Annotated in this window: 26 protein-coding genes; 19 read left to right on the top strand and 7 right to left on the bottom strand. The window is 72.8% G+C overall.

The features are described 5' to 3' along the window. The first annotated feature begins 10 nt into the window (after positions 1-10). The 13 genes from BZZ08_RS00950 to BZZ08_RS00890 are packed head-to-tail and all read left to right on the top strand — an operon-like array spanning position 11 to position 14370. Positions 11-1546, top strand: a complete 1536-nt coding sequence (locus BZZ08_RS00950; RefSeq protein WP_104630177.1) for a right-handed parallel beta-helix repeat-containing protein — start codon at positions 11-13, stop codon at positions 1544-1546. Between the two features lies 1 nt (position 1547). Then, positions 1548-2780: a hypothetical protein gene (locus BZZ08_RS00945; RefSeq protein WP_104630176.1), complete on the top strand. Its 1233-nt coding sequence runs from the start codon at positions 1548-1550 to the stop codon at positions 2778-2780. 2 nt (positions 2781-2782) lie between these two features. After that, positions 2783-4024, top strand: a complete 1242-nt coding sequence (locus tag BZZ08_RS00940; RefSeq protein WP_104630175.1) for a glycosyltransferase — start codon at positions 2783-2785, stop codon at positions 4022-4024. Then, on the top strand, positions 4021-5271 hold the full coding sequence (locus BZZ08_RS00935) for a class I SAM-dependent methyltransferase (protein WP_104630174.1): 1251 nt from the start codon (positions 4021-4023) through the stop codon (positions 5269-5271). Before BZZ08_RS00940 ends, BZZ08_RS00935 begins: the two co-directional genes overlap by 4 nt. After that, on the top strand, positions 5268-6077 hold the full coding sequence (locus tag BZZ08_RS00930; RefSeq protein WP_104630173.1) for a glucose-1-phosphate cytidylyltransferase: 810 nt from the start codon (positions 5268-5270) through the stop codon (positions 6075-6077). The genes BZZ08_RS00935 and BZZ08_RS00930 overlap by 4 nt, the downstream gene beginning before the upstream one ends. Further along, entirely contained in the window at positions 6074-6721 is a 648-nt protein-coding gene (locus BZZ08_RS00925; RefSeq protein ID WP_104630172.1) for a PIG-L deacetylase family protein, read from the top strand. Before BZZ08_RS00930 ends, BZZ08_RS00925 begins: the two co-directional genes overlap by 4 nt. 3 nt (positions 6722-6724) lie before the next feature. Further along, positions 6725-7750 (top strand): NAD-dependent epimerase/dehydratase family protein, encoded by a 1026-nt coding sequence (locus tag BZZ08_RS00920; protein WP_104630171.1) that lies wholly within the window; start codon positions 6725-6727, stop codon positions 7748-7750. Then, positions 7738-9021 (top strand): DUF4910 domain-containing protein, encoded by a 1284-nt coding sequence (locus tag BZZ08_RS00915; protein ID WP_198601202.1) that lies wholly within the window; start codon positions 7738-7740, stop codon positions 9019-9021. Before BZZ08_RS00920 ends, BZZ08_RS00915 begins: the two co-directional genes overlap by 13 nt. A 5-nt stretch (positions 9022-9026) precedes the next feature. Then, positions 9027-10316, top strand: coding sequence for a hypothetical protein (locus tag BZZ08_RS00910; protein ID WP_104630350.1), 1290 nt, complete (start codon positions 9027-9029; stop codon positions 10314-10316). After that, positions 10313-11260 carry a glycosyltransferase family 2 protein gene (locus BZZ08_RS00905; protein ID WP_104630170.1) on the top strand — a complete coding sequence of 316 codons (948 nt, stop codon included), beginning with the start codon at positions 10313-10315 and terminating at the stop codon, positions 11258-11260. Before BZZ08_RS00910 ends, BZZ08_RS00905 begins: the two co-directional genes overlap by 4 nt. Further along, positions 11257-12489, top strand: a complete 1233-nt coding sequence (locus tag BZZ08_RS00900; RefSeq protein WP_198601201.1) for a polysaccharide pyruvyl transferase family protein — start codon at positions 11257-11259, stop codon at positions 12487-12489. Before BZZ08_RS00905 ends, BZZ08_RS00900 begins: the two co-directional genes overlap by 4 nt. Continuing rightward, positions 12486-13037, top strand: coding sequence for a dTDP-4-dehydrorhamnose 3,5-epimerase family protein (locus BZZ08_RS00895; protein WP_104630169.1), 552 nt, complete (start codon positions 12486-12488; stop codon positions 13035-13037). Before BZZ08_RS00900 ends, BZZ08_RS00895 begins: the two co-directional genes overlap by 4 nt. Positions 13038-13044: 7 nt before the next feature. Then, entirely contained in the window at positions 13045-14370 is a 1326-nt protein-coding gene (locus BZZ08_RS00890; RefSeq protein ID WP_104630168.1) for a glutamate-1-semialdehyde 2,1-aminomutase, read from the top strand. A 55-nt stretch (positions 14371-14425) separates the two neighbouring features. On the opposite strand, the gene BZZ08_RS00885 is transcribed toward BZZ08_RS00890, so the two are convergent. Both BZZ08_RS00885 and BZZ08_RS00880 read right to left on the bottom strand, forming a co-directional pair. Next, on the bottom strand, positions 14426-15145 hold the full coding sequence (locus tag BZZ08_RS00885; protein WP_104630348.1) for a phosphatase PAP2 family protein: 720 nt from the start codon (positions 15143-15145) through the stop codon (positions 14426-14428). Between the two features lie 160 nt (positions 15146-15305). Continuing rightward, on the bottom strand, positions 15306-16124 hold the full coding sequence (locus tag BZZ08_RS00880; RefSeq protein ID WP_104630167.1) for an SAM-dependent methyltransferase: 819 nt from the start codon (positions 16122-16124) through the stop codon (positions 15306-15308). A 97-nt stretch (positions 16125-16221) separates the two neighbouring features. Here BZZ08_RS00880 and BZZ08_RS00875 point away from each other — a divergent pair, with 97 nt between their 5' ends. From BZZ08_RS00875 to BZZ08_RS00865, 3 genes are read left to right on the top strand one after another with little or no spacing between them, the layout of a single operon-like run. Then, positions 16222-16893, top strand: coding sequence for a HEAT repeat domain-containing protein (locus BZZ08_RS00875; protein ID WP_104630166.1), 672 nt, complete (start codon positions 16222-16224; stop codon positions 16891-16893). Between the two features lie 3 nt (positions 16894-16896). Further along, positions 16897-17901, top strand: coding sequence for a MerR family transcriptional regulator (locus BZZ08_RS00870; protein WP_104630165.1), 1005 nt, complete (start codon positions 16897-16899; stop codon positions 17899-17901). A gap of 57 nt (positions 17902-17958) precedes the next feature. Next, positions 17959-18705 carry a class I SAM-dependent DNA methyltransferase gene (locus BZZ08_RS00865; RefSeq protein ID WP_104630164.1) on the top strand — a complete coding sequence of 249 codons (747 nt, stop codon included), beginning with the start codon at positions 17959-17961 and terminating at the stop codon, positions 18703-18705. Between the two features lie 85 nt (positions 18706-18790). Here BZZ08_RS00865 and BZZ08_RS00860 read toward each other — a convergent pair whose 3' ends face one another. Both BZZ08_RS00860 and BZZ08_RS00855 read right to left on the bottom strand, forming a co-directional pair. Further along, positions 18791-19255 carry a spore-associated protein A gene (locus BZZ08_RS00860; RefSeq protein WP_104630347.1) on the bottom strand — a complete coding sequence of 155 codons (465 nt, stop codon included), beginning with the start codon at positions 19253-19255 and terminating at the stop codon, positions 18791-18793. Positions 19256-19400: 145 nt separating this feature from the next. After that, a complete protein-coding gene (locus BZZ08_RS00855) occupies positions 19401-20462 on the bottom strand; it encodes an NAD(+)/NADH kinase (protein WP_104630163.1) in 1062 nt (353 codons plus the stop codon). A gap of 149 nt (positions 20463-20611) precedes the next feature. On the opposite strand from BZZ08_RS00855, the gene BZZ08_RS00850 reads away from it, so the two are divergent. Both BZZ08_RS00850 and BZZ08_RS00845 read left to right on the top strand, forming a co-directional pair. Continuing rightward, entirely contained in the window at positions 20612-20851 is a 240-nt protein-coding gene (locus BZZ08_RS00850; RefSeq protein WP_059296486.1) for a hypothetical protein, read from the top strand. Continuing rightward, on the top strand, positions 20851-21234 hold the full coding sequence (locus BZZ08_RS00845; protein WP_104630162.1) for a toxin Doc: 384 nt from the start codon (positions 20851-20853) through the stop codon (positions 21232-21234). Before BZZ08_RS00850 ends, BZZ08_RS00845 begins: the two co-directional genes overlap by 1 nt. A gap of 26 nt (positions 21235-21260) precedes the next feature. On the opposite strand, the gene BZZ08_RS00840 is transcribed toward BZZ08_RS00845, so the two are convergent. Both BZZ08_RS00840 and sigJ read right to left on the bottom strand, forming a co-directional pair. After that, on the bottom strand, positions 21261-21866 hold the full coding sequence (locus tag BZZ08_RS00840; protein WP_104630161.1) for a GPP34 family phosphoprotein: 606 nt from the start codon (positions 21864-21866) through the stop codon (positions 21261-21263). 53 nt (positions 21867-21919) lie between these two features. Beyond that, positions 21920-22813 carry an RNA polymerase sigma factor SigJ gene (gene sigJ, locus BZZ08_RS00835; protein WP_104630160.1) on the bottom strand — a complete coding sequence of 298 codons (894 nt, stop codon included), beginning with the start codon at positions 22811-22813 and terminating at the stop codon, positions 21920-21922. A 100-nt stretch (positions 22814-22913) separates the two neighbouring features. Between sigJ and BZZ08_RS00830 the strand changes: the two genes are divergently transcribed. Continuing rightward, a complete protein-coding gene (locus BZZ08_RS00830) occupies positions 22914-23276 on the top strand; it encodes a hypothetical protein (RefSeq protein ID WP_104630159.1) in 363 nt (120 codons plus the stop codon). Positions 23277-23296: 20 nt separating this feature from the next. On the opposite strand, the gene BZZ08_RS00825 is transcribed toward BZZ08_RS00830, so the two are convergent. After that, positions 23297-23887, bottom strand: a complete 591-nt coding sequence (locus BZZ08_RS00825; RefSeq protein WP_104630158.1) for a DUF998 domain-containing protein — start codon at positions 23885-23887, stop codon at positions 23297-23299. Positions 23888-23889 lie beyond the last annotated feature (2 nt).

The following is a 23889-nucleotide window of genomic DNA, read 5'->3' as shown; positions in this document are numbered from 1 at the left end:
GGGAGGACGCATGGGGATCACCTGGCGGAGCGGGGCACGTTCGGCCGCGGCGGCACTGGCGCTGGCGCTGCTGGCGGGCGGCTGTGTCGGCACGTCGGACGCGCCGTCGCCGGGGCCGTCCGCGTCGTCCGCCCCCTCGGACGGGCCCCCCGGGGCCCGGGTGTGCGCGAAACCCGAGGCCGGACCGGCGAAGGCGCCGGCCGGTGCGGTGACCGTCGATCCGGCGGTCGTCGGCGACCTGGCCGCCAAGACCCGCAACAGCCCCGCGCACACCACCTTCTGGCTGCGGCCGGGCAGGCACCGGCTCGAACCCGACCGGTACTCCCAGGTCGTGCCCAAGGAAGGGAACCGCTACCTCGGCGCGCCGGGCGCGGTGCTCGACGGGCGCAAGACCAACCGGTACGCGTTCGGCGGCACCGCGCGCGACGTCACCATCAGCCACCTCACGGTGCGGGGTTTCGTCGCGCCGCACGACGAGGGCGTGGTCAACCACGACTCGGCCGACGGGTGGGTGATCGAGCACGCCACGGTCCAGGACAACTCCGGCGCCGGGCTGATGGCCGGTGACCGCCAGCAGGTCCGCGCCAGTTGTCTGCGCGACAACGGCCAGTACGGCCTGAACGCGTACAAGGGCGACGGCACCATCAACGACCTGGTGGTCGAGGGCAACGAGATCACGGGCAACAACACCGGCGACTGGGAGCGCAAGCGGCCGGGCTGCGGCTGTACCGGGGGCGTCAAGTTCTGGGCCGTCCAGGGCGCCGACGTACGCGGCAACTGGGTGCACCACAACCGCGGGACCGGCCTGTGGGCGGACACCAACAACAACGACTTCCTCATCGAGGACAACGTGCTGGAGGGCAACGACGGTGCCGCGCTGATCTACGAGACCAGCTACAACGCGGTCGTGCGGGGGAACACGATCCGGCGGAACAACTGGGTCGAGGGCCGGGAGAACACCGACGGCGGCGACAACTTCCCGTTCGCCACCGTCTACCTCTCCGAGTCCGGCGGTGAACCGCGGGTCGAGGCCCGCACCGACAAGATCGAGATCTACCGGAACGTCCTGGAGGACAACTGGTCCGGCATCACCCTCTGGGAGAACGCCGACCGGTTCTGCAACAGTCCGGCCAACACCTCCTCCGGCGACTGCACGCTGCTGGTGAAGGACATCGGGCGCTGCGCGCGCCCGGCGATCGCCAAGGCACCGCTGTACGCCGACTGCCGCTGGAAGACCCAGCGGGTGGACGTCCACGACAACCGCTTCGTCCTGGACAAGACCGTCGTGGAGTGCACGTCGAACTGCGACCGCATGGCGCTGCTGGCCAACTACGGCACCTATCCGGACTGGTCCCCGTACCAGGGCGAGCGGGTGGCCGAGGCCGTCACCCGCCGGCAGCACAACCGCTGGCACGACAACGTCTACGTCGGTCCGTGGAAGTTCGTCGCCCACGACCCGAGCCGGGTCCTCGACTTCGGCCAGTGGCAGGGCGCGCCCTACCGGCAGGACGCGGGCAGCACCCTGCGCGCTCGGGACGGTGGTTGAGATGGACGCGGAGCGCACGCCGAGACTGGTCGGGACGGTCTGGGGGCTGCTGGTCCTCAACACCCTGGGTTCCGCGGGGGCGGAGACCGTCGTCCCCCTCCCCCGTTCGCTCATCCAGATGGTCACCATGGGCGCGCTGGTCGCCGCGTTCTCGCTGGCGCTCGCGCTCAATCTCCGGCTGCGGGTGCGCGCCAGTGCCTTCCTGTTCCTGCTCACCCTGCTGCTGGTGCCGAGCCTGATCTCCAGCGCGGACCTGCAGTCCGGGCTCGGCGCGCTGTTCCGCTGCGCCCGGATGGCCCTCTTCGTCGGCACGCTGTGGCTGCTCAGCCGGTGGTGGGACGGCGGCCAGACGTTCGTCCGGCACCACATCCGGATGTACTTCGTCGTCCTGTGCTCGGTGGCCGCCGGCGCGCTCGTCTCGCCGGGCGCGGCCATGCCCGACCTCTACGGCGGGCGGCTGGTCGGCGCGTTGTGGCCGCTCACCCCGCCGCAGATCGGACAGTACGCAGCGGTGATCATCGGGCTCGCCGTGCTGCTCGTCCTGGGCCACCGGACCGACCGGCGCAGCGCGGCGCTGGTCATCGTGCCCTCGCTCGTCCTGCTCGTGCTCACCCACACCCGTACGGCCACGCTCGGCCTGCTCGTCGGTCTGACGCTCGCGATCGGCTCGCTCACCCTGACCAGCGCCGCCGCCCGCCGGTTCTTCTCCTGGGCGGTGCTGTGCGCCGCGGTGGCCGCCGTGGTGTTCGCCTCCGCGCTGCAGGCGTGGTTCCTGCGCGGGCAGAGCGAGGAGAACTTCAGCAACCTCACCGGCCGGGCCAAGGTCTGGGACGCCCTCCTGGCCGCGCCCCGGACGATCGGGGAGAAGGTCTTCGGGATGGGCCTGGGCGACAAGTCGTTCGACGGGCTGCCGATCGACAACAGCTGGCTGGCCGTCTACCACGAGCAGGGCCTGATCGGCGTCGCCCTGGTGGCCGCGGTCTTCGTGGTGCTGGGCGGTGTCGCGCTGCTGCGGCCGCCGTCACTGGCCAGGGCCTGCGCGATCTTCCTGATCAGCTACTGCGCACTCGCGTCGTACACCGAGGCGGGTCTCGGCGACGCCTCGCCGTACCTGCTGCACCTCGCCGTGGCCGCCTCCCTGCTGGCGGAGCCCGCCGCGGCCACGCCCCCGCCGATCCCCGACCCCCCTCGACGACGCGTCCCGCGCTGGGCGCGGACCTCGGAGGTGATCTGAGCATGCACGTGCTCGTGGTGCACAACCGGTACAACTCGGCCCAGCCGAGCGGCGAGAACAACGTCGTCGACCAGGAGGTGGAGCTGCTGCGCACGGCCGGCCACCGGGTCGGGGTGTTCGAGCGGCGCAGTGACGACATCGCCGCCCGGTCGCTGCCCGGCAAGGCCGCGCTGCCGCTCCTCGTACCGTGGAACCCGGCGGTCCGCAGGGAGCTGGCGGCCCGGCTGCGGGCCGAGCGGCCGGACGTGGTGCACGTCCACAACGTCTTCCCGCTCCTGTCCCCGGCGGTGCTGGCCGCCTGCGCCGACGCCGGGGTGCCCGCCGTCGCCACGCTGCACAACTACACACAGGTCTGCCCGCCCGGCACGCTGCAGCGCGAGGGGCGGCCCTGCACCGAGTGCGTCGGGTCGACGCCGTTGCCCGCCGTGCGGCACGGCTGCTACCGCGGCTCCCGCCTGGCGACGGTGCCGCTCGCGGTCAGCCTGTCGGCCAACCGGCGGCGCTGGTGGTCCGGTGTGGAGCGGTTCTTCTGCATCTCCGCGGCGCAGCGCGAGGTGCTGGTGCGGTCCGGGATGCCGGCCGGGCGGCTGTCGGTGAAGCACAACTTCGTGCCCGAGCCGGAGGAGCGCCGTACGGGTGCCGGCGAGCACCTGCTGTATCTGGGCCGGCTCGCCGAGGCCAAGGGCGTGCGGCTGCTGATGGCAGCGTGGGACGAGCTCGCCGCGGCCAAAGGTGTGGGTGTCCCGCTCGTCATCGCCGGCACGGGGCCGCTGGAGCGCGAGGTGACCGCCTGGGCGGCCGGGCGGGACGACGTGCGGTACGTCGGTCTGTACGACCCGGAGCAGTGCAGGCGGGCGCTGGCCCGGTCGGTGGCCGTGGTGGCGCCCTCGACGTGGCTGGAGGCGTTCGGCCTGGTGGTCGTGGAGGCGATGGCGGCGGGGGTCCCGGCCGTCGCCGCCGGGCACGGCGCCTTCGTGGAACTCGTCGAGGACCAGGTGACCGGGCTGCTGCACCGGCCGGGCGAGCCCGCCTCGCTCGCGGCGTGCCTGCGCCGGATCACGGCGGAGCCGGACCGGAACCAGGAGATGGGCCGGGCGGCCCGGCGCCGTTACGAGCAGGGGTTCAGCCCGGCCGTCGGGCTGGAGCGCCTGCTGGAGGGGTACCGCACCGCGATCGCGGGGCGGTCGGCACAGGCTCGTGGCGGGGACACCCGCGCGGGCAAGGGGGATGGGGGCAGTAGATGACACGATGCCGACTCTGCGGTTCGGCGGCGATGGAGAGCGTCGTCGATCTCGGAGCGACTCCGCCGTGCGAGAGCTTCCTCGCCGCGGACCAACTGGACCGGCCCGAGCCGGCGTACCCGCTGCACCTGCGGGTGTGCACCGACTGCTGGCTGGCGCAGATCCCCGCGCTGATCACGCCGGAGGAGACGTTCACGCAGTACGCGTACTTCTCCTCCTACTCGACCTCCTGGGTGGAGCACGCGCGGACCTTCGTCACCGGCGCCGTGGAGCGGCTGGGCCTCGGCCCGGACGCCTTCGTGGTCGAGGTCGCGAGCAACGACGGGTACCTGCTGCGGCACATGGTGGACCGCGGGATCCGCTGCCTCGGCGTGGAGCCGTCGGTGAACGTCGGTGCCGCGGCGCGGGAGGCGGGCGTGCCCACGCTCACGGAGTTCCTGAGCCCGGACACCGGCGCGGCCGTCCGCGCCGAGCACGGCCCGGCGGACCTGGTCGTGGCCAACAACGTGTACGCGCACATCCCGGACGTCGTCGGCTTCACCAAGGGGCTGCGTGCCCTGGTCGCCGACGACGGCTGGGTCTCGATCGAGGTGCAGCACCTGCTGACGCTGATCGAGGAGAACCAGTACGACACGATCTACCACGAGCACTTCCAGTACTACACGGTCGCGTCCGCGATCCGGGCGCTGGCCAGTGGCGGACTGGCCCTCGTGGACGTCGAGCTGCTGCCCACGCACGGCGGTTCCATCCGGCTGTGGGCCCGGCCGGCCGAGGTGGCCGGTGAGCCGGGCCGGCGGGTGGCCGAGGTGCTGGACCGGGAGAAGGCGGCCGGGCTGCGGGAGCTGTCCGGGTACACCGAGTTCTCCGCCCGGGTGGCCAAGGTGCGCCGGGACCTGCTGCGGTTCCTGATCGAGGCGGCCGAGCGCGGCGAGACGGTGGTCGGTTACGGAGCGCCCGGCAAGGGCAACACCCTGCTCAACCACTGCGGCATCCGGCCCGACCTGCTCGCGTACACGGTCGACCGCAACCCCTACAAGCACGGCAGTTTCACGCCGGGCACCCGCATCCCGATCCTGCCGCCGGAGCGGATCGCCGCCGACCGGCCGGACTACGTCCTCGTCCTGCCGTGGAACCTGCGGGCCGAGCTGGTCGAGCAGCTCTCGTTCGTGCACGAGTGGGGCGGCCGGCTGGTGTTTCCCATCCCGGAACTGAGCGTTGTCGAGGTTGCGTCCCGAGAGGTCACAGCATGAAGGTCGTACTGTTCTGCGGCGGTTACGGGATGCGGATGCGCGAGGGCGCCTCCGACGACGTGCCCAAGCCGATGGCGATGGTCGGGCCGCGGCCGCTGATCTGGCACGTCATGCGCTACTACGCGCACTTCGGGCACAAGGAGTTCATCCTGTGCCTCGGCTACGGGGCCCACCACATCAAGGACTTCTTCCTCAACTACGAGGAGACGACGTCCAACGACTTCGTACTGCGGGGCGGGCGGACCGAGTTGCTGTCCGCCGACATAGCCGACTGGACGATCACCTTCGCGCAGACCGGCATCGAGTCGCCCATCGGGGAGCGGCTGCGCCGGGTGCGGCACCATCTGGACGGAGACGAGATGTTCCTCGCCAACTACGCCGACGTGCTCACCGACGCACCCCTGCCGCGGATGATCGACGCCTTCGCGCGGCGGGACGCCGGGGCGTCGATGATGGTGGTGCCGCCGCAGTCCTCGTTCCACTGCGTGGACCTGGGCGAGGACGGTCTGGTGGGCGGCATCACTCCGGTGAGCGACCTGCCGCTGTGGGAGAACGGCGGCTACTTCGTGCTCCGTCAGGAGGTCTTCGACCACATACCGGAGGACGGGGACCTGGTGGCCGACGGCTGCACCCAACTGGCCAAGCGAGGACGGCTGGTGGCGCACCAGCACCGCGGCTTCTGGAAGCCGACGGACACCGTGAAGGAGCGGGCCGCGCTCGATGCCGCCTACGCCCGGGGCGAGCGCCCGTGGGCCGTGTGGGAGCGGGACGGTGCCGGTGGGCGCGCCGGGGTGAGGACCGCGTGATCCGGCTCGGCGCCGGGCGCCCGGACCGGATCGTCGCGGTGGGCGCGCACTGCGACGACATCGCCATCGGCGCCGGCGGCACCCTGCTGACGCTGTGCCTGGCACGCCCGGGCGTCCGCGTCGACGCGCTGGTGCTCTCCGGCGGTGGCGGCGAACGGGAGCAGGAGGAGCGGGCCGCGCTCGCCGCCTTCTGCCCGGACGCCGATCTGCGGCTGACGGTGCTCAAGCTGCCGGACGGCCGGATGCCGGCCCACTGGGAGGAGGCGAAGACGGCGGTCGAGGAGCTGCGGGAGCGGACCGAACCGGACCTCGTCCTGGCCCCGCGCACCGACGACGCGCACCAGGACCACCGCGGCCTGGCGAAGCTGATGACCACCGCGTTCCGCGACCACCTCGTGCTCCGCTACGAGATCGTCAAGTGGGACGGCGACCTGGGCCGCCCGTCGGCGTACCAGCCGCTGTCGCCGGAGGTCGCCGAACGGAAGGTGCGGCTGCTGCAGGAGCACTACCCCTCGCAGCGGCACCGTCCCTGGTACGACCGGGAGGCCTTCCTGGGCCTGGCCCGGATCCGCGGCATCGAATGCCACGCCCGCTACGCCGAGGCGTTCGACGTCGCCAAACTCACTCTCAACCTGGGGGGTTGAACCTTGCGCGTACTGCTCACCGGACACCAGGGCTACCTGGGCACCGTGATGGCACCGGTCCTCACGGCCGCCGGACACGAGGTCGTCGGGCTGGACGCCGGCCTGTTCGCCGACTGCGTCCTGGGACCGGCACCCGCCGACCCCCCGGGACGGCGGGTGGACCTGCGCGACCTCACGGCCGAGCACGTGGCCGGGGTGGACGCGGTGATCCACCTGGCCGCGCTCTCCAACGACCCGCTGGGATCGCTGGCACCCGAGCTGACCTACGACATCAACCACCACGCGTCGGTGCGGCTGGCCCGGCTCGCCCGCGACGCCGGGGTGCAGCGCTTCCTGTACGCCTCGACGTGCTCGGTCTACGGCGCCGCGGGCGGCGGCGACCTGGTGACCGAGGACGCCCCGCTGCGCCCGGTGACGCCGTACGCGGAGTCCAAGGTGCGGGTGGAGGACGATCTGCACGCGCTGTCCGACGGCGACTTCAGCCCGGTGTACATGCGCAACGCCACCGCCTTCGGCTACTCGCCCCGGCTGCGCGCGGACATCGTGCTGAACAACCTGGTGGGCCACGCGCTGCTGTCGGGTGAGGTGCTCGTGCTCTCCGACGGCACCCCGTGGCGTCCCCTGGTGCACGCCGCCGACATCGCCCGGGCCTTCGCCGCCGCGCTGGTCGCCCCGCGCGAGGCGGTGCACGACCGGGCGTTCAACATCGGCAGCGAGGTCAACAACGTCACGGTCGCCGAGATCGCCGAGGAGGTGGCCGCCGCGGTGTCCGGCTCGAAGGTGGTGATCACCGGGGAGACGGGCGCCGACCCGCGCTCGTACCGGGTGGACTTCTCCCGGTTCCGGGCCGCGGTCCCCGGCTTCGACTGCGAGTGGACGGTGAAGCAGGGCGCGCTCGAACTCGCCGACGCCTACCGGAAGCACGGGCTGACCCGGGAGGACTTCGAGCGGCGTTTCACCCGCCTCGCCGTGCTGCGCGCGGCCTCCGAGACCGGCGCCGTCGACGACACCCTGCGGTGGCGCCGATGACCGAGCCAGGAGAGGAGATGTACGCCCTGGTGGAGCGGATGTACCCGCTGTGCCGGAGCATCACCGGCGACGGGGTGCGCGCCACCCTGCGGATCGTCGACGAGTACATCCCTCTGCACGTGCACGAGGTACCGACCGGGACGCAGGTGCTCGACTGGACGGTGCCGCAGGAGTGGAACATCCGGGACGCGTACGTCGCCGACGCCGCCGGCCGCCGGGTCGTCGACTTCGCCGCGTCGAGCCTCCACGTGCTCGGCTACAGCGTGCCGGTGTCGGCGACCATGCCGCTGGCCGAGCTGCGCCCGCACCTGCACACCCTGCCGGAGCAGCCGTCCTGGGTGCCGTACCGCACGAGTTACTACCAGCGGGAGTGGGGGTTCTGCCTGGCCCAGGAGACGCTCGACGCACTGCCGGAGGGCGACTACGAGGTCCGCATCGACTCCACCCTGGCGGACGGCCACCTCACCTACGCCGAGCACGTGGTCCCCGGTCAGGTGCCGGACGAGGTGATCGTCTCCTGTCACACGTGCCACCCGTCGCTGGCCAACGACAACCTGGCCGGCATCGCGGTGGCGACGTTCCTGGCCCGGGAACTGGCGGAGCGGAACCCTTACTACACCTACCGGTTCATCTTCGCGCCCGGCACCGTCGGGGCGATCACCTGGCTGGCCCGCAACCGGGAGCGGGTCGAGCGGGTCAAGCACGGCCTGGTGCTGGCCTGCGCGGGCGACCCGGGACAGCTGACGTACAAGCAGAGCAGGCGCGGCGACGCGGAGATCGACCGGGTGCTGCGGCATGTGCTGACCGCGTCGCAACGCCCGCACCGCGTCACCGAGTTCACGCCGTACGGCTACGACGAGCGGCAGTACTGCTCGCCCGGGTTCGACCTCGGCGTGGGCTCGCTCACCCGGACCCCGTACGCGGGCTACCCCGAATACCACACGTCGGCGGACAACCTGGACTTCGTCTCCCCGGCGGCGATGGCGGACACGCTGGCCGTCTGCCGCGAGGCGTTCGCCGTACTGGACCGCAACCGGCGGTACGTCAACCTCAGTCCGTACGGGGAGCCGCAGTTGGGGCGGCGCGGCCTGTACGACTCGCTGGGCGGCCGCAGTGACGCGAAGCAGGCCCAGATGGCCATGCTCTGGGTGCTCAGCCTCTCCGACGGCGAGCACGGTCTGCTGGACGTGGCCGAGCGCTCGGGGCTGCCGTTCGACACCGTCACCGCGGCGGCCGACGCCCTGCACGGCGCCGGACTGATCAAGGCGTGACGCCGATGACCGTCGAAGGGGAGAAGACGACGACACCGGCGGGGGCCGCCCGGCGGGGCGTCGTCGGCAGGCTGTCCTGGGGGCTGGCCGACCAGGCGGCCTCCAGCCTGTCCAACTTCGTGGTGGGCATCTACGTGGCACGCTCGCTCGGACTGACCGCGTTCGGGGTGTTCAGCCTGGCCTGGGTCACCTACGGAGTGGTCCTCAACGTCTCGCGCGGGCTGGCCACCGACCCGCTCGTGGTGCGCTTCAGCGCCGTGCCGGAGTCGTCCTGGCGCGGGGCGGTGGCCCGGGCCTCCGGTGCGGCGCTCCTCGTCGGCGCCGGGATCGGCATGGTGTCCCTGGCCGCCGGGCTGGGCATCGGCGGCCAGGTGGGGGCCGCGTTCGCCGCGCTCGGCATCGTGCTGCCGGGGCTGCTGCTCCAGGATGCCTGGCGTTACTCGTTCTTCGCCGCCGGCGTCGGCCGCAAGGCGTTCGTCAACGACGTGGTGTGGGCCGTCGCGCTGGTCCCGGCCATGGTCGTGGCGGCCCGGGTGGGCACGGTGCCGGCCTTCCTGCTCGCCTGGGGCGGGTCCGCCGCGGTGGCGGCGGTGTACGGCTGCTTCCAGTCCGGCATCCGGCCCCGGCCCACCGGAGCGCGCGAGTGGCACCGCGACCACCGCGACCTCGGCTACCGCTACCTGGTCGAGAACGTCGGTGTCAGCGGCGCGGGCCAGATACGGGCGTACGGGCTCGGCGCGATCGTCGGCGTCGGCGCGGTGGGCGTGATCCGCGGCGCGGAGCTGCTGCTCGGGCCGTTCCTCGCGGTGCTGATGGGGCTGTCGCTGGTCACCGTGGCGGAGTCGGCGCGGGTACTGCGGCAGGCCCCTCAGCGGCTCGGGAAGTTCTGTTTCCTGCTCGGCGCCGGGCAGAGCGTCGCCGCGCTGCTGTGGGGCGCGGCGCTGCTGCTGGTGCCGGACCGGCTCGGCGAGTTCGTGCTCGGCGACGTCTGGAGCGGTGCCTCGGAACTCATCGTGCCGGTCACGCTCAGCGTCGCGGGCGCCGGGCTCGGCACCGGCGCGGCGGCCGGACTGCGGGCGCTCGCCGCGGCCCGGCGCAGTCTGCGCTGCCAGTTGTTCGCCTCCGCCTGCTATGTCGCCGGCGGGCTCGGAGGCGCGGTCGCGGGCGGCACGGTCGGTTCGGCCTGGGGCGCCGCCGCCGCGTCCGTCTGCGGCTCGGCCGTGTGGTGGCTGCAGCTGCGGGCCGCCCTGCGCGAGCGCCACGACCATCCCATCCCCGAAGTGAGGAACACATGACCCCCCACCCCCGGCTGAGCATCGGCCTGCCCGTCTACAACGGCGAGGAATACCTCGCCGAGGCGCTGGACGCCCTGCTCGGCCAGACCTACGAAGACTTCGAACTGGTGATATCCGACAACGCCTCGACCGACGGCACCCAGGACATCTGCCGCCGGTACGCCGCGCGGGACTCCCGCATCCGGTACCTCCGGCTGACCCGGAACATCGGCGCCGCCCCGAACCACAACCACGTGTTCACCGAGTGCCGCGGCGAGCTGTTCAAGTGGGCCTCGCACGACGACCTGTACGCGCGGGACCTGCTGCGCCGCTGCGTCGAGGCGCTGGACGAGCGGCCGGACGTGGTCCTGGCGCACAGCGGCCAGGCGGTCATCGACGGCGACGGCAAGGTGAAGGTCCCCTACGAGTACGGGCTCGCCACCGACTCCCCGCGCGCTCCGGAGCGCTTCCGCAGCCTGCTGTTCGAGCCCGGGGGCGACGACTTCTACGGGGTCATGCGGGCCGACATGCTGCGCCGGGTGAAGCCGCACGACAGCTACCACCACGCGGACCGCACCTTCGTCGCCGAGATCACCCTGCACGGGCCCTTCCACCAGGTGCCGGAGCTGCTGTACTTCCGCCGCGACCACCCGACCCGGGCGGAACGGGCGAACCCCTCCAAGCGCGCCCGGTGCGTCAACCTGGACCCGCGCCGGGCGGGCCCGCTGCATCCGACGCCACGGTTGCTCGCCGAGTACGTCTGGGGCTTCGCCTCGGCGATCGGGCGGGCGCCGCTGTCCTCGGCCGACCGGCGCGCGTGCCACCGTCATCTGGCCGCCTGGCTGACCAGCCGCGTCCGGCCGGGCGCCGGCGAGCGGGTCGAGGACCGCGCCCCCGTCGACCCGGACCGGCTCACCGTCTGCGTCGACGACCTGGTCGCCGGCCGCAAGGGAGGGCAGGCATGACGTCCCTGCGCGAAAAGCCTTTGCACATCGGCGTGTTCGGTCTGTTCGGCGCCGGCAACAGCGGCAACGACGGGTCGCTCGAGGCCGTGCTCGACCATCTACGGGCCGCCCGTCCCGACGCGGTCCTGGACGCGATGTGCGGCGGACCCGAGACCGTCGCGACCCGGTACGGGATTCCCGCGACGCGGCTGAACTGGTACCGCGGGGAGTACCGGACCGCGTCACGCGTGAGCGCCGTCGCGGCCAAGGCCCTGGGCAAACTCGTCGACGTCTTCCGGACCGCCGCCTGGGTGCGCCGGCACGACGCGGTGATCGTGCCGGGCACGGGCGTGCTGGAGACCACGCTGCCGCTCAGGCCGTGGGGCTTCCCGTACTCGCTGTTCCTGCTCTGCCTGACGGGCCGGCTGCTCGGCACCCGCGTCGCGCTGGTCAGCGTCGGCGCCGGTGCGATCGGGGTCCGGCCGACCCGGGTGCTGACGCGCTGGTCGACGCGGCTGGCCGCGTACCGGTCGTACCGGGACGAGCAGTCGCGCGACGCCATGCGGGCGATGGGCGTGAACACCGCGCGGGACGAGGTCTACGCGGACCTCGTGTTCGCCCTGCCGGCGCCGTCGGCGAGCGAGCCCGCGGGCACGCGGGGCCCGGTCTGCGTCGGCGTCATGGACTTCCACGGGAGCAACGACGAACGCGACCGGGCCGAGGAGATCCACCGGCGCTACCTCGACGGGACGACGCGGTTCGTGCGCGCGCTGGTAGAGGAGGGCAGGCCGGTCCGGCTGCTCACCGGGGACGAGCTGGACCGGCCGGTGGCCGCCGCGATCGTCGACGCGGTGGGCTCGCCGCTGGTCACCGTCGCCGAGGCTGCCTCGCTGGCCGACCTGATGAAGGAGACGGCGTGCGCCGACAGCGTGGTGGCGACCCGCTACCACAACCTGGTGTGCGCCCTGAAGGTCGGTACGCCGACCCTCGCGCTCAGCTACTCGGCGAAGAGCGACGTGCTCATGGCCGAGATGGGGATGGGCGCGTACTGTCATTCGGCCCGGGAGGCCGACGCCGACCGGCTGCTGGAGCAGTTCCGCGAGCTGGAGCGCCGGTCGGCCGAGGTGCGGCGGACCCTCTTCGAACGGAACCTGGTCGTCGCCCGGCGCGTCGAGCAGCAGTTCGCCGCCCTGGCCGCGGCCCTGTTCCCCGCGGCCGGTCACACCGACGCCCTGCGGGAGGCACCATGAAGGCGACCGAAGTACCGGAGATCGCCGGCGCGTACCTGTTCGAACCGACGCCGCACGCCGACGAACGCGGCTTCTTCTGCCGCACCTTCGACGCCGACGTGGTCCGCTCGGTGGGCCTCGACCCGGCCTCCTTCGTCCAGGACAGCGTGTCCCGCTCGGTCCGGGGCGTGCTGCGCGGCCTGCACCTGCGCTCCGGCGCGGGCGAGGCCAAGCTGGTGCGGTGCTCGTACGGGAGGATCTTCGACGTCGTCGTGGATCTGCGGGCGGACTCGCCGACGTACCTGGGCCGGGCCTACTTCGAGCTGTCCGGCGAGACGCAGGCGACCGTGTACGTCCCGGCGGGGTGCGCGCACGGCTTCCAGTCGCTGACGGAGACCTCCGACGTGTCGTACCGGATCGACCGCCCGCACGATCCGGCCGAGGACGTGACCATCGCCTTCGACGACCCGGAGCTGGCCGTCCCCTGGCCGCTGCCGGTCACCTCGACGTCCGCGCGGGACCGGCGGGCGCCGAGCCTCGCCGAGGTCCTGAAGCACCTGGAAGGGTGAGGCCGCAGTGCACACGGAAGAGCCCGACCTGCCCCGGTCGCGACGGGCGAACGAACGGTTGCACGCCATGGTCCCCGGGGGCGCGCACACCTACGCCAAGGGCGACGACCAGTATCCGGAGAACCTGGCCCCGGTGATCAGCCACGGCCGGGGTGCCCATGTGTGGGACGTCGACGGCAACCGCTACATCGAGTACGGCTCCGGCCTGCGGTCGGTGAGTCTCGGCCACGCCCATCCGCGGGTGACGGAGGCCGTGCGGCGGGAGATCGACCGGGGCAGCAACTTCGTCCGGCCGTCCATCGTGGAGGTCGAGGCCGCCGAGCGGTTCCTGGCCACGGTGCCGACCGCGGAGATGGTGAAGTTCGCGAAGAACGGCTCCGACGCCACCACCGCCGCGGTGCGTCTGGCCCGGGCCGCCACCGGGCGCCCGCGGGTGGCCGTCTGCGCCGACCATCCGTTCTTCTCCGTCGACGACTGGTTCATCGGCACCACGCCGATGTCCGCCGGTGTCCCGGCGGTGACCGGGGAACTCACGGTGGCGTTCCCCTACGGCGACCTGGCCGCCACGGAGGAACTGCTCACCCGCTACCGGGACGAGGTCGCCTGCCTGATCCTGGAGCCCGCCGCCCACTCAGAGCCGCCGCCCGGGTACCTCGCCGGTCTGCGTGAACTGGCCGACCGGCACGGCTGCGTGCTGGTCTTCGACGAGATGATCACCGGCTTCCGCTGGTCGGAGGCGGGTGCCCAGGGTCTGTACGGCGTCGTCCCCGACCTGTCCACGTTCGGCAAGGCGCTGGGCAACGGGTTCGCGGTCTCCGCGCTGGCCGGGCGCCGCGAGCTGATGGAGCGGGGCGGGCTGCGCCACTCCGGGGACCGGGTGTTCCTGCTGTCCACCACCCACGGTGCGGAGACGCACGCGCTGGCCGCCGCGATGGCCGTGCAGACCACCTACACCGAGGAGGGGGTCACCGCGCGGCTGCACGCGCTCGGCGAGCGGCTGGCCGCGGGTGTCCGCGACGCCGCGGCGAGCATGGGCGTCGGCGACCACGTCGTCGTCCGGGGGCGGGCCAGCAACCTGGTCTTCGCCACCCTCGACGAGAACCGGCAGCCGTCGCAGCCGTACCGCACCCTGTTCCTGCGCCGGCTCCTCGCGGGCGGGGTGCTGGCACCGTCGTTCGTGGTGAGCAGCGCGCTCGACGAGGACGACATCGAGCACACCGTCGACGTGGTGGCGCAGGCCTGTGCGGTGTACCGGAAGGCGCTGGACGCCGCCGATCCCACGCCCTGGATGGCCGGACGAGCGGTGAAGCCGGTGTTCCGCCGCCTGGCGTGAGGCGCCAGTGCACGGCGCGCCGGGGAGTGGACGACGCAGGCGAGCCGGCGCCGGGTCAGCGGCACTCCTGCCGGCCCGCGTCGGCTCTCCGGTCGGCGGGTCCGTCCGCCGGCCGGTCGGCCGTCGCGCGGTCGGTCAGCCGGTCCGCCGTCCGGTCGACCAGCCACGCGCTCACCGGCAACACCGCCAGCGCGGTGCACCAGCCGCCGAGGGTGTCGGTCGCGTAGTGCGAGCCCAGGGCCACCTGCGCCCAGCCCATGGCGGCGCCGGCCACCAGCCCCGCGGCGAACACGAACGCCGTGCCTGCCGCCCTGCCGAGGCCGAGGCGGCCGGCCGCGAGCAGCGACACCATGAGGGCGAGTGCGGTGAGGAAGGCGGTGTGCCCGCTCGGACAGGAGAGGTTGTCGCCGTGGATGGTGCGGCCCACGACGGGCTTGAGCAGCGTCGTCGTCCCCACGGTCAGGCCGGCGCCGGTCACGACGAACACGGCGGCGCGCGGGTGCCGGAGCAGCAGGCAGCCCGTCACGACGGCCGCGACCAGCAGCACCGCCCCCACGGGCTCCCCCAGGAAGTCCGTGACCAGGGCGACGTGCCGCCACGGCGGCCCCACCCCGTCCACCACCGCCGAGATCCGCGCGTCCGCCGCGCCCGGCTCGCTGTCGTCGGCGTACGTGGCCCCGAGGACGAGGACCACCAGCGCGGCGAGGGCGGCGATCAGCCCGAGCCACACGCGCAGCGACGACGGCAGCACCGCGGGCCCCGGCCGACCGGTCACCCGCGCCCCGCCCCCGGGCGGCCTGCCGTACTCTCCCACGTCCTCGCCCACTCCCCCGCTTCGCCCGGGCCGCCGGCGGTCGCGCTGATCAGCCTCGGGTCCAGCCCACCGTAGTCGTTCCGACTGGCCTGATAACAGCCGATTCGGGCCATTGCGTGGCCTACGGCTTGCGGGCCATCCCGGCGGCGATGAGCCGCTCCCAGACGGTCAACTCCCGCTCTCCGCCCAGGTGCTGCGGATCGCCCGCGGTCCCCGGACGCCACCGGGGGGCCGGAACTATCCCCGGTTCGAGGAGCTCCAGGCCGTCCAGCAGGGCCTCGATCTCCGCGTCCGTCCGCCACCGGCCGCGGCCGAAGGTCCCCTGGAGGACCTTCTCGGCCTCCGCGGTCTCCGGGTTGTTCCCGGAGCGGAAGTGACTGACGAAGAAGTAGCTGCCGGAGGGCACTCGGTCGCGCCAGTGGCGGACGATCCCGGCGGGGTCCTCCTCGTCGTTGACGTGGTGGAGGATGGCGCTGAACACGACTGCGACGGGACGGTCGAAGTCGATCAGCTCCCGGGTGTCCGGGTGGTCGCGGATGCCCTCGGGATCGCGCACGTCGACCGGTACGACCCGTGTCCGGTCGTTCTCCTCCAGCAGCGCCCGCCCGTGGACCAGTACTTGGGGGTCGGTGTCGACGTAGACCACCCGGGTCTCGGGCGCCGTGCGCTGCGCGACCTGGTGCACGTTGTCGGCGGTGGGAAGGCCGCTGCCCAGGTCGATGAACTGACGCACCCCGGTCGTCGTCACGATCTCCCGCACCGCCCGGGTCAGCGCCGCGCGGTTGGCGAAGGCGATCGCCACCGAACCGGGAAGGTCACGTTTGAACACGTCACCGATCTCCCGGTCCACCGCGTAGTTGTCCTTGCCGCCGAGCAGGTAGTCGTAGACGCGGGCGATGCTGGGCCTGGTGCTGTCGATGGAGGAACTCTCTCCCGTCATGGCCCCCATTCTCGCCCGCGGCGAGGAGCCCCGGCCACCACTTGTTTGACCTTGACACGGTGACAAGGTCTTCACTGCGGACCAGGAGGTGGTCCCGATGACCATGACGAGTCAGGACGCGGATCCGATGCGCGCACTCAGGGCTCTGGAGGACGGGCGTGCGTCCGTGCGGCTGCGGGCGGCCCTCGCGGTCGGCTCGGCGCCGGACCCGCGTTTCGTGGACAAGCTCGTCGAACGGTCCGCGATCGAGCCGGAGTTCTTCGTCCGCGACATGCTGACCTGGGCGCTCACCCGCCATCCGGTGTCCCTGACGCTCGACCGGCTGGTCGGTGAGGTCCGCTCGGAGCGCCCGCAGGCACGCAGCCAGGCGCTGCACACGCTGTCCAAGATCGGGGACCGGCGGGCGTGGCCGGCCATCACCCGGGCGGTGCTCTCCGACGCCGACGACGAGGTGGCGCGCAGTGCCTGGCGGACCGCGGTCGTCCTGGTGCCCGACGGCGAGGAGCCCGCCCTGGCCGCGGTGCTGGCGACGCAGCTGGGACGTGGTGACCGGGAGACGCAGCTGAGTCTCAGCCGGGCGCTGGTCGCGCTGGGCGAGCCGGTCGTGGAGGTTCTCGACGCCGCGACGACCGCCCCTGCCCCGCACGTGCGTGCGCACGCCCTCGCCACGCGGCAGCTGCTGCGCGACCCCGACGCGGGGTTCGCGGCGGCGATCGAGGAGGCGAAGCGCGTCGTGGCCCTCGGCGGGTCCGGTCCCGGGGGACGATAGAGCGTGTTGATCGGTGAGGTGGCGCGACGGTCCGGGGTCAGTGCCCGCATGCTCAGGCACTACGAGTCGCTCGGCCTGGTGCGGCCTTCGGGCCGCACCGGCTCCGGTTACCGGGAATACTCCCGGGAGGACATCCGGCGGATCTTCCATGTGGAGAGCCTGCGGTCGCTGGGGCTGTCGCTGCGCGAGATCGGGCGCGCGCTCGACGAACCCGGTTTCGAGCCCTCGGCGCTCGTCGGCGACCTCATCCGCCGGACGCGCGAACGCATCGCGGCCGAGACCGAGTTGCTCACCCGGCTGCGCCGGATCGATGCCGCGGGCCCCGGCGGCTGGGAGGACGTCCTCCAGGCTGTCGCGCTCCTCCAGGCGCTGGGTTCCAACAGCGCGGACGCGCGCCAGCGGGCGGCCCTGTCCTCGGTCCACGAGACGGCGGTGCCGGTGGAAGCCCTGGTCGAGGCGGCACTGAGCGAGACGGACACCAACGTCGCCGGAGCCCTTCGGTGGGCGCTGGCGCGGTCGGGCGACGACGCCGCGGAACTGCTGGCGGAGGGCCTCGGGTCGCCGGTGGCCGCGGTGCGGGTGCGTGCGGTCCAGGCGCTCACCGAGCTGCCCGGCGATGCGGCCGCCGCGCAGCTGCGGCACGCCCTCGCGAGCCCCGACTTCGTGGTCCGCGGGTACGCGGCACTGGCGCTCGGGACGCAGGGGGTGGCCGCCGCGGTCCCGACGCTCATCGACATGGTCGTGGCGGGCCGCAACGACACCGACGCGGCCGACGCGCTGAGCGTACTGGCGGGCGACACCGCGACGGCGGACCGGATCGCGACCGCTCTCGTCGGCCGTCTCGCCCACGACACCACCGCGGCGCCCGCGCGCGGCCGGCTGACCCAGGCGCTGGCGGGCATCCCGGGCACGAGGGCGTCCCGTGCGCTGGTGGAGCTGTCGCGGGACGAGGACCGTGCCGTCGCGCTGACCGCGGCGTACCTGCTCCGGCTGCGCGAGGCGCGGTGACGTCACGGGCGTAAATGCGTCGACAGCGCACGCTCGTGCCCGGCAGGATGTCCGCCCGTGACGAGCAGCGAACTGTGGACCCGTGAGACCGCCGACCGCTACGACGCCGAGGAGACCGAGACCGGGATGGCCTCCGCCGCCGTCCTCGGACCGACACTGGACTTCCTCGCCGGACTCGCCGGTGACGGCCGGGCGCTGGAGTTCGCCATCGGTACCGGACGCGTGGGCGTCCCGCTGCGGGAACGCGGTGTGCCGGTGGTGGGCATCGAGCTTTCCGAGCACATGGCGGCGGTCCTGCGGCGCAAGGCGGACGAGGAGACGCTGCCGGTGTCCCTCGGGGACATGGCCACGACCGTCGTCCCCGGCGAGTTCGCCCTGGTGTACCTCGTCTACAACACCATCACCAACCTGCTCACGCAGGACGAGCAGGTCGAGTGCTTCCGGAACGCGGCTCGCCATCTGGGCCCCGGCGGCCGGTTCGTCATCGAGCTGGGCGTGCCGCCGCTGCGGTTCCTGCCGCCCGGACAGGTCGCGGTGCCGTTCGACGTCTCCGAGCGGCATCTCGGCTTCGACACCTTCGACCTGGTCGAACAGGTTCTCGTCTCGCACCACTTCACCCGCGACCCGGCCGACGGCACCTACCGCCGCGACGACTCCCGGCACCGGTACGCCTGGCCCGCGGAGCTCGACCTGATGGCACGGATCGCCGGGCTGGAGTTGGAACGCCGGGTCGGGGACTGGGACGGGGCCCCGTTCACGCAGGACTCCGCGAAACACGTCTCCGTGTGGCGCAAGCCGGCCTGAGGACGGCGCCACGCCTGAGGGAGAGTTCTCGTTGAGGGGGCTCCGCCGTGCGGAGGAGCCCCCGGTGGGTCACCGGCGCGCCGTCTCAGCGTTGGCCGGCGAACCAGTCCTTGTGCGAGGCCTTGCCCGCGAGTGAGCCGCAGTTCGAGCCGTAGTTCCAGGCCTGGAGGTTGTCGATGACGCCGCCCCACTCCACGCAGGCGCCGCGCCCGAACGCGTACACCGGCCCGGCGTACGACGTGTAGTTGCCCGCGTCGGTCTGGTCCTCACTGCTGTCGACGTTGCGCACGTAGGCCACCATGTACGTCGGTGTGCCCGTCCTGTTGCGGATGGTCACGGTGCAGTTCTTGCCCGTGGACGAGTTGTAGGTGAGGTACACCGTGCCGGTGGTACCGATCGGCATGGAGTTCACCACCTTGTAGCCGGAGCCGCAGACCCCGTTGTACGACGCGGTCGCGCCGGTGGTCGCCGCGCCGGCGGCGGGAGCCGACACCAACAGCCCCGCCCCGATGGCTCCGACGGCGGTCAACGTCGCCCCTACGGCTTGCATGGAACGCTTCATGGCACCTCGATCCGTGAATCGGTCGGCTCCCCCATGGTGTTGCTGAAGCCACCTGTTGAGACCTTTGCACCCCTTCGGGGGTTGTACGCCTTTGACGGATGATTACCTGTTTTCGCGAAGAAGATCGGCGGCGTCAGTCCTCGGCCACCGGCACCGGCATGGCCAGATGGGCGAGGTCTCCCGGCGGGGGCGTGCTGACCGGCCACAGCGGGGCGGGCGTGCCGTCGGCGACCGCGGCCGGGGCGTCGGTCAGCCGCATGCGGTCGCGCAGTCGGCCGTAGAAGTCCATGGGTCCAAGCCGCACCGCCCGCAGCCTTCGGGGAGCGGCGTAGACGCCGAGCCAGTCGCCCGGATCGAGCACGCCCCGCAGCTGCCCGTCGATGCTCACGGCGGCCCGGCCGGACCGTTCGAGGATCCGCATGCCGACGGGCTCGTCCGGCGCGGTGACCACGGAGCGGTCGAACGTCATGTGCGGGGCCACCGCGGTGAAGACCAGTGCTTCCGCGCGGGGCGAGACGACCGGGCCGCCCGCGGCGAAACTGTAGGCGGTGGAACCCGTCGGGGTCGCGACCAGCAGCGCGTCGGCGGAGTACGAGGCCAGCAGACGGCCCGCGATGTAGACGCCGACGGAGATCTGCCGGTCCCGTGACAGCTTCTCGAGCACCACGTCGTTGAGGGCCGTGACGTTCAGGGCGATGCCCCACTCGTCACCGCTCTCGCAGTCGGTCCGCACCCGCGGGGGAGGCAGCAGCGGCCCTCGCCCGTACCGCAGGAGCGCCTCCATCTCCGACGGGATCTCCAGGAGCCGGGAGGCACGCAGAGTGAGCAGCATGCGGCTCTCCGGGTCCAGGTGGTCCCCGCGGACGGCGTCGAGGGCGGAGCGCACCGCCGGTGCGGGGACCTCGGTCAGGAACCCGACCCGCCCCAGGTCCACGCCCAGGATCAGGGCGTCGTTCTCCGCGGCGAGCCGGGCGCCGCGCAGAAAGGTGCCGTCACCGCCCAGGGTGACGACGAGGTCCGGGTCGCCGGCCGCGTCCACCTCCTCCCGGGCGCTGCGCCGCCCCCCGCCGCTCCACACGTCGATGTCCGTGCACGCCACGGCGTTCTGGTCGCACCACTCCCGGACCTCCCGTGCCGCCGCGGCGGCGCCCTCGCGACCGCCGTGCACCACCAGTCCGACCCGCTCGATCGTCACCACTGCCTCCCTGCTCCCGGGCCGCGCTCCGGGGACCGCGAACGACGGAATCCTCGCCGACCCTCGCGGCGGGGCGGGCCGCGACATGCCGGGCGCCCTCCTCGGTCCGGCGAGTCGCACATCAGGTACCGAGTAGGTACCATGCTGGTATGCCATCACTCAACGTGACCTTCACCGAGGAAGAAATGGAAGGCGTCCGCGCTGCCGCCGCGGCCGAGGGCAAGAGCCTCAAGCAGTACATGCACGACCTCGGTGTCCGCGAGATGCAGCGCAAGCGGTTCGTCGCCGGGGCCGTCTCCTGGGCGGACCGGCTGCGCGCCGAGTTCGACGAGGCGTTCCCGGACGAGATCCCCCCGTCCCAGCGTGGCGAGGGAGTCAGCGCCGCCTGATGAGCGAGCCCCTGTACATAGATGTCCCCTGGCTCCTGGACGTCCAGGACGCCGCTCTGGACAACGAGGACGTGTCGGTCACGGACTACTCGGCGCTCGTCGCGGCGGTGGCACGCCACAAGACGCGCATGCCGACCCTGGCCGCGTCGAACCCCGACAGCGCCTGGCGCGCGGCCGCCCTCCTGCACACCGTGGTGCGGCTCGAACCGCTCCCCCACCGCAACAGCCTCTTCGCGGCCTTCGTCACCGGTCAGTACATGGACCAGTCCGGGGAGGGCATCGATCCGCCCTACGGGGCCCTGTCCGACCTGATCAGAAAGGTCCGCGAGACCCGGCTGAGCATCTACGAGATCGCCGACGTGCTCCGTTCCTGGCGCATCTGACGGGCGCGGCCGTCACCGCGCAGCCGTCACATCCCCCGCCAGATGTTGTCGAACGCCGCTTCCTCGATGCTGCGGCGCTGCCGGGTGGCGGCCAGTTCCACCACGGCGTCGTGCACCGCGGCGAGGACCGTCGCGATCCGGTCGTCCTCGGGATCCGTCGGCTGGTCGGCCGACTCGTGCCGGAGGCCCACCGCGGCCGCGAGACCCACCAGCACCGGATCGCCGCCGGCCCAGCGGTCGGTGGCGCGCCGGCGGGCCGACGGATCGGCCGGGGCCGGCCGGTCGGCACCGCGCCGTGCGCTCCGCCACGGGCGCCCGCGGCCACCGTCGTCCGCGCCCGCGGCGGCGAGGTACTGCGCCGCCAGGCCGTCTCCCCGGCGCCACAGCCAGTCCGTCACGGACTCGGCCGGCTCCCGCCCGGCCAGGGACGCCGCCGCCGCGTCGAGGAGCCGGTCACCGGAGCCGCTCGGCGACACCGGCCGGAGCAGGAGACCGTCCAGCGCGACCGTCCCGGCTTCCAGCAGGTCGATCAGTTCCGCTCCGGCCAGGGCCAGTGACAGGTCGCCGCGCTCGACCGGGTAGTCGGAGGGGACCTCGAGAGAGACGATCGTCAGGTCGTGCGCTGTGGTCATGGCGGAACTCCCCATCTGTCACATCAGCTGCGACACGCCTGCCGCGACCCTGCTCAGCCTACCCACGGCCGCAGCTTCTCGGGGTTGCGGACCGCCCAGATGCGGCTGACGCGGCCTTCACAGACGTCGAAGGCGGCCACCGTCAAGACGACGCCGTCGCGCCGGGCCACCAGTCCCGGTACTCCGTTGACCGAGCGCTCCAGCAGTTCGAGGCCCGGGGCCCTGTCGGCGATGGCGGCCATGTACTGGGCGATGCGGGCACCGCCCTCGACCGGCCGCAGGACGGTGCCCACCATGCCGCCGCCGTCGGCGGTCATGACGGCGGCCGGGTCGAGGAGGTCGACCAGCGCCGCGATGTCCTTCGTCTCCCACGCCGCCTTCACCTGCCGCACGACGTCCGCCTGCACCGCGGGGGCCGCCCGGACCCGTGCGTCGCGCACCCGGCGCCGGCCCGAGGCCGCGAGCTGCTTGCAGGCCGCGGGGGTACGGCCGAGGATGCCCGCGATCTCGGCGAAGGGATAGCGGAAGACGTCGTGGAGTACGAAGGCGACCCGCTCCGCGGGGGTCATCGACTCCAGGACCACGAGGAAGGCCATGGTCACCGACTCGTCCAGGACCATCTGGTCGGCGGGGTCGGCCCCGTGTCCGCGGTCCCGCTCGGCCTGGGCGGGCAGCGGGTCCGGCAGCCACGCGCCCACATAGCGTTCGCGCCGGGCCCGCGCCGAGCCGAGCACGTCCAGGCAGACCCGGCCGGTGACCGTCGTCAGCCAGGCGCCCGGGGACACGATCTCCTCCTGCCTGCCGGGCGGCAGCGCGTACCAGCGCGCGTAGGCCTCCTGCACGGCGTCCTCGGCCTCGGCCAGCGAACCGAGCAAGCGGTAGGCGACATTGATCAGTTGGCGCCGCTCTCCGACCGTCGCGTCGGTCCTCGCCCCCGCCGTCCCCATGCCCGACCGCCCCCTCGCCTTACCTTTCGCCGACCCGCTTCGTCGGGCTGGTGAAACCCTACCGATCTACTGCCCCCCGGGCGGAAAAGGGGACCGCGGCATGGCAACCCAGGCGACGGCGCAGCACCGGATCTCGTTCCTGCGGATCGCGATCGCACTGCAGACCCTGACCATCTTCCTCCAGGCGGTCTCCGCCGGACTGCTGCTGACCGCCTCCTACGGGGAGACGCTGCACAGCGTGGGAGCCCGGGTGATGTACGGGGCGACGATGCTGTACGTGCTCGCGGCGGTGCTGGTGTGGAAGCCGGGCGGCGGCCCGCTCCGGCCCGTCTGGCACTCTTGCGGCTTCCTGGTCCTCGCCTCGGTCCAGGTGGTACTCGGCATCGCGCACGTCCCGTCGGTCCACCTTCCGCTGGGCGTCCTGATGTTCGGGCTGAGCGTGCTGGCGCTGGCGCGGCGGTGAGCGCCCCCGCGCCGCGGGGATCACGCGCGCTGCCGGGCGTGGCGAAGACAGGAGGCGGCCACCACGAAGGGCCACAGCGACTGGAGCGAGGTCACCACGCGTTCCGCGACACCGGCGTCGCCGTGCCGCCCCATCTCGATCAGGAACCACACACCGCCGGCGGCCATCAGGGCCGTCGCGACGACCGAGGGCGCGAGACGCAGCGCCCAGGGAGCGGCCGCACCTCCGTTGACGGCCAGCACCGGCCACACCGCCAGGAGGGTGAACCCGACCACCACCACCGCGCCGTGGCGCAGGGAGCCCCCGCTGCTCGGCGCGGGGAGCGCCACCAGGACCAGCGCGGCGAGCCCGCCACCGCCCAGCGCGACGCGTCCGGCGGTGGCGGCGGGCCGCAGTCCCCAGGCGGTCAGCAGATGGCAGACCCCCAGGGCGAGGAAGGCCGTCGTCATCACCCAGAACCCGGCGGCTCCGTAGGACCCCAGCACGCTGATGGTCTGCGTGACGGGATTATAGGAGGACCCTTCGACATACGCCGCGCCGGTCCAGCCTGCGACCAGCAGCACGGGTGCACATCCCGACGACAGCAGGACCCATCTGGGGACAAATCGCATCA

This window comes from Streptomyces sp. MH60 (assembly GCF_002939385.1).
Classification (GTDB): Bacteria; Actinomycetota; Actinomycetes; order Streptomycetales; family Streptomycetaceae; genus Streptomyces.
The sequence above is the reverse complement of the archived record's forward strand: the minus strand, read 5'-3'. Positions and strand labels throughout refer to the sequence as shown.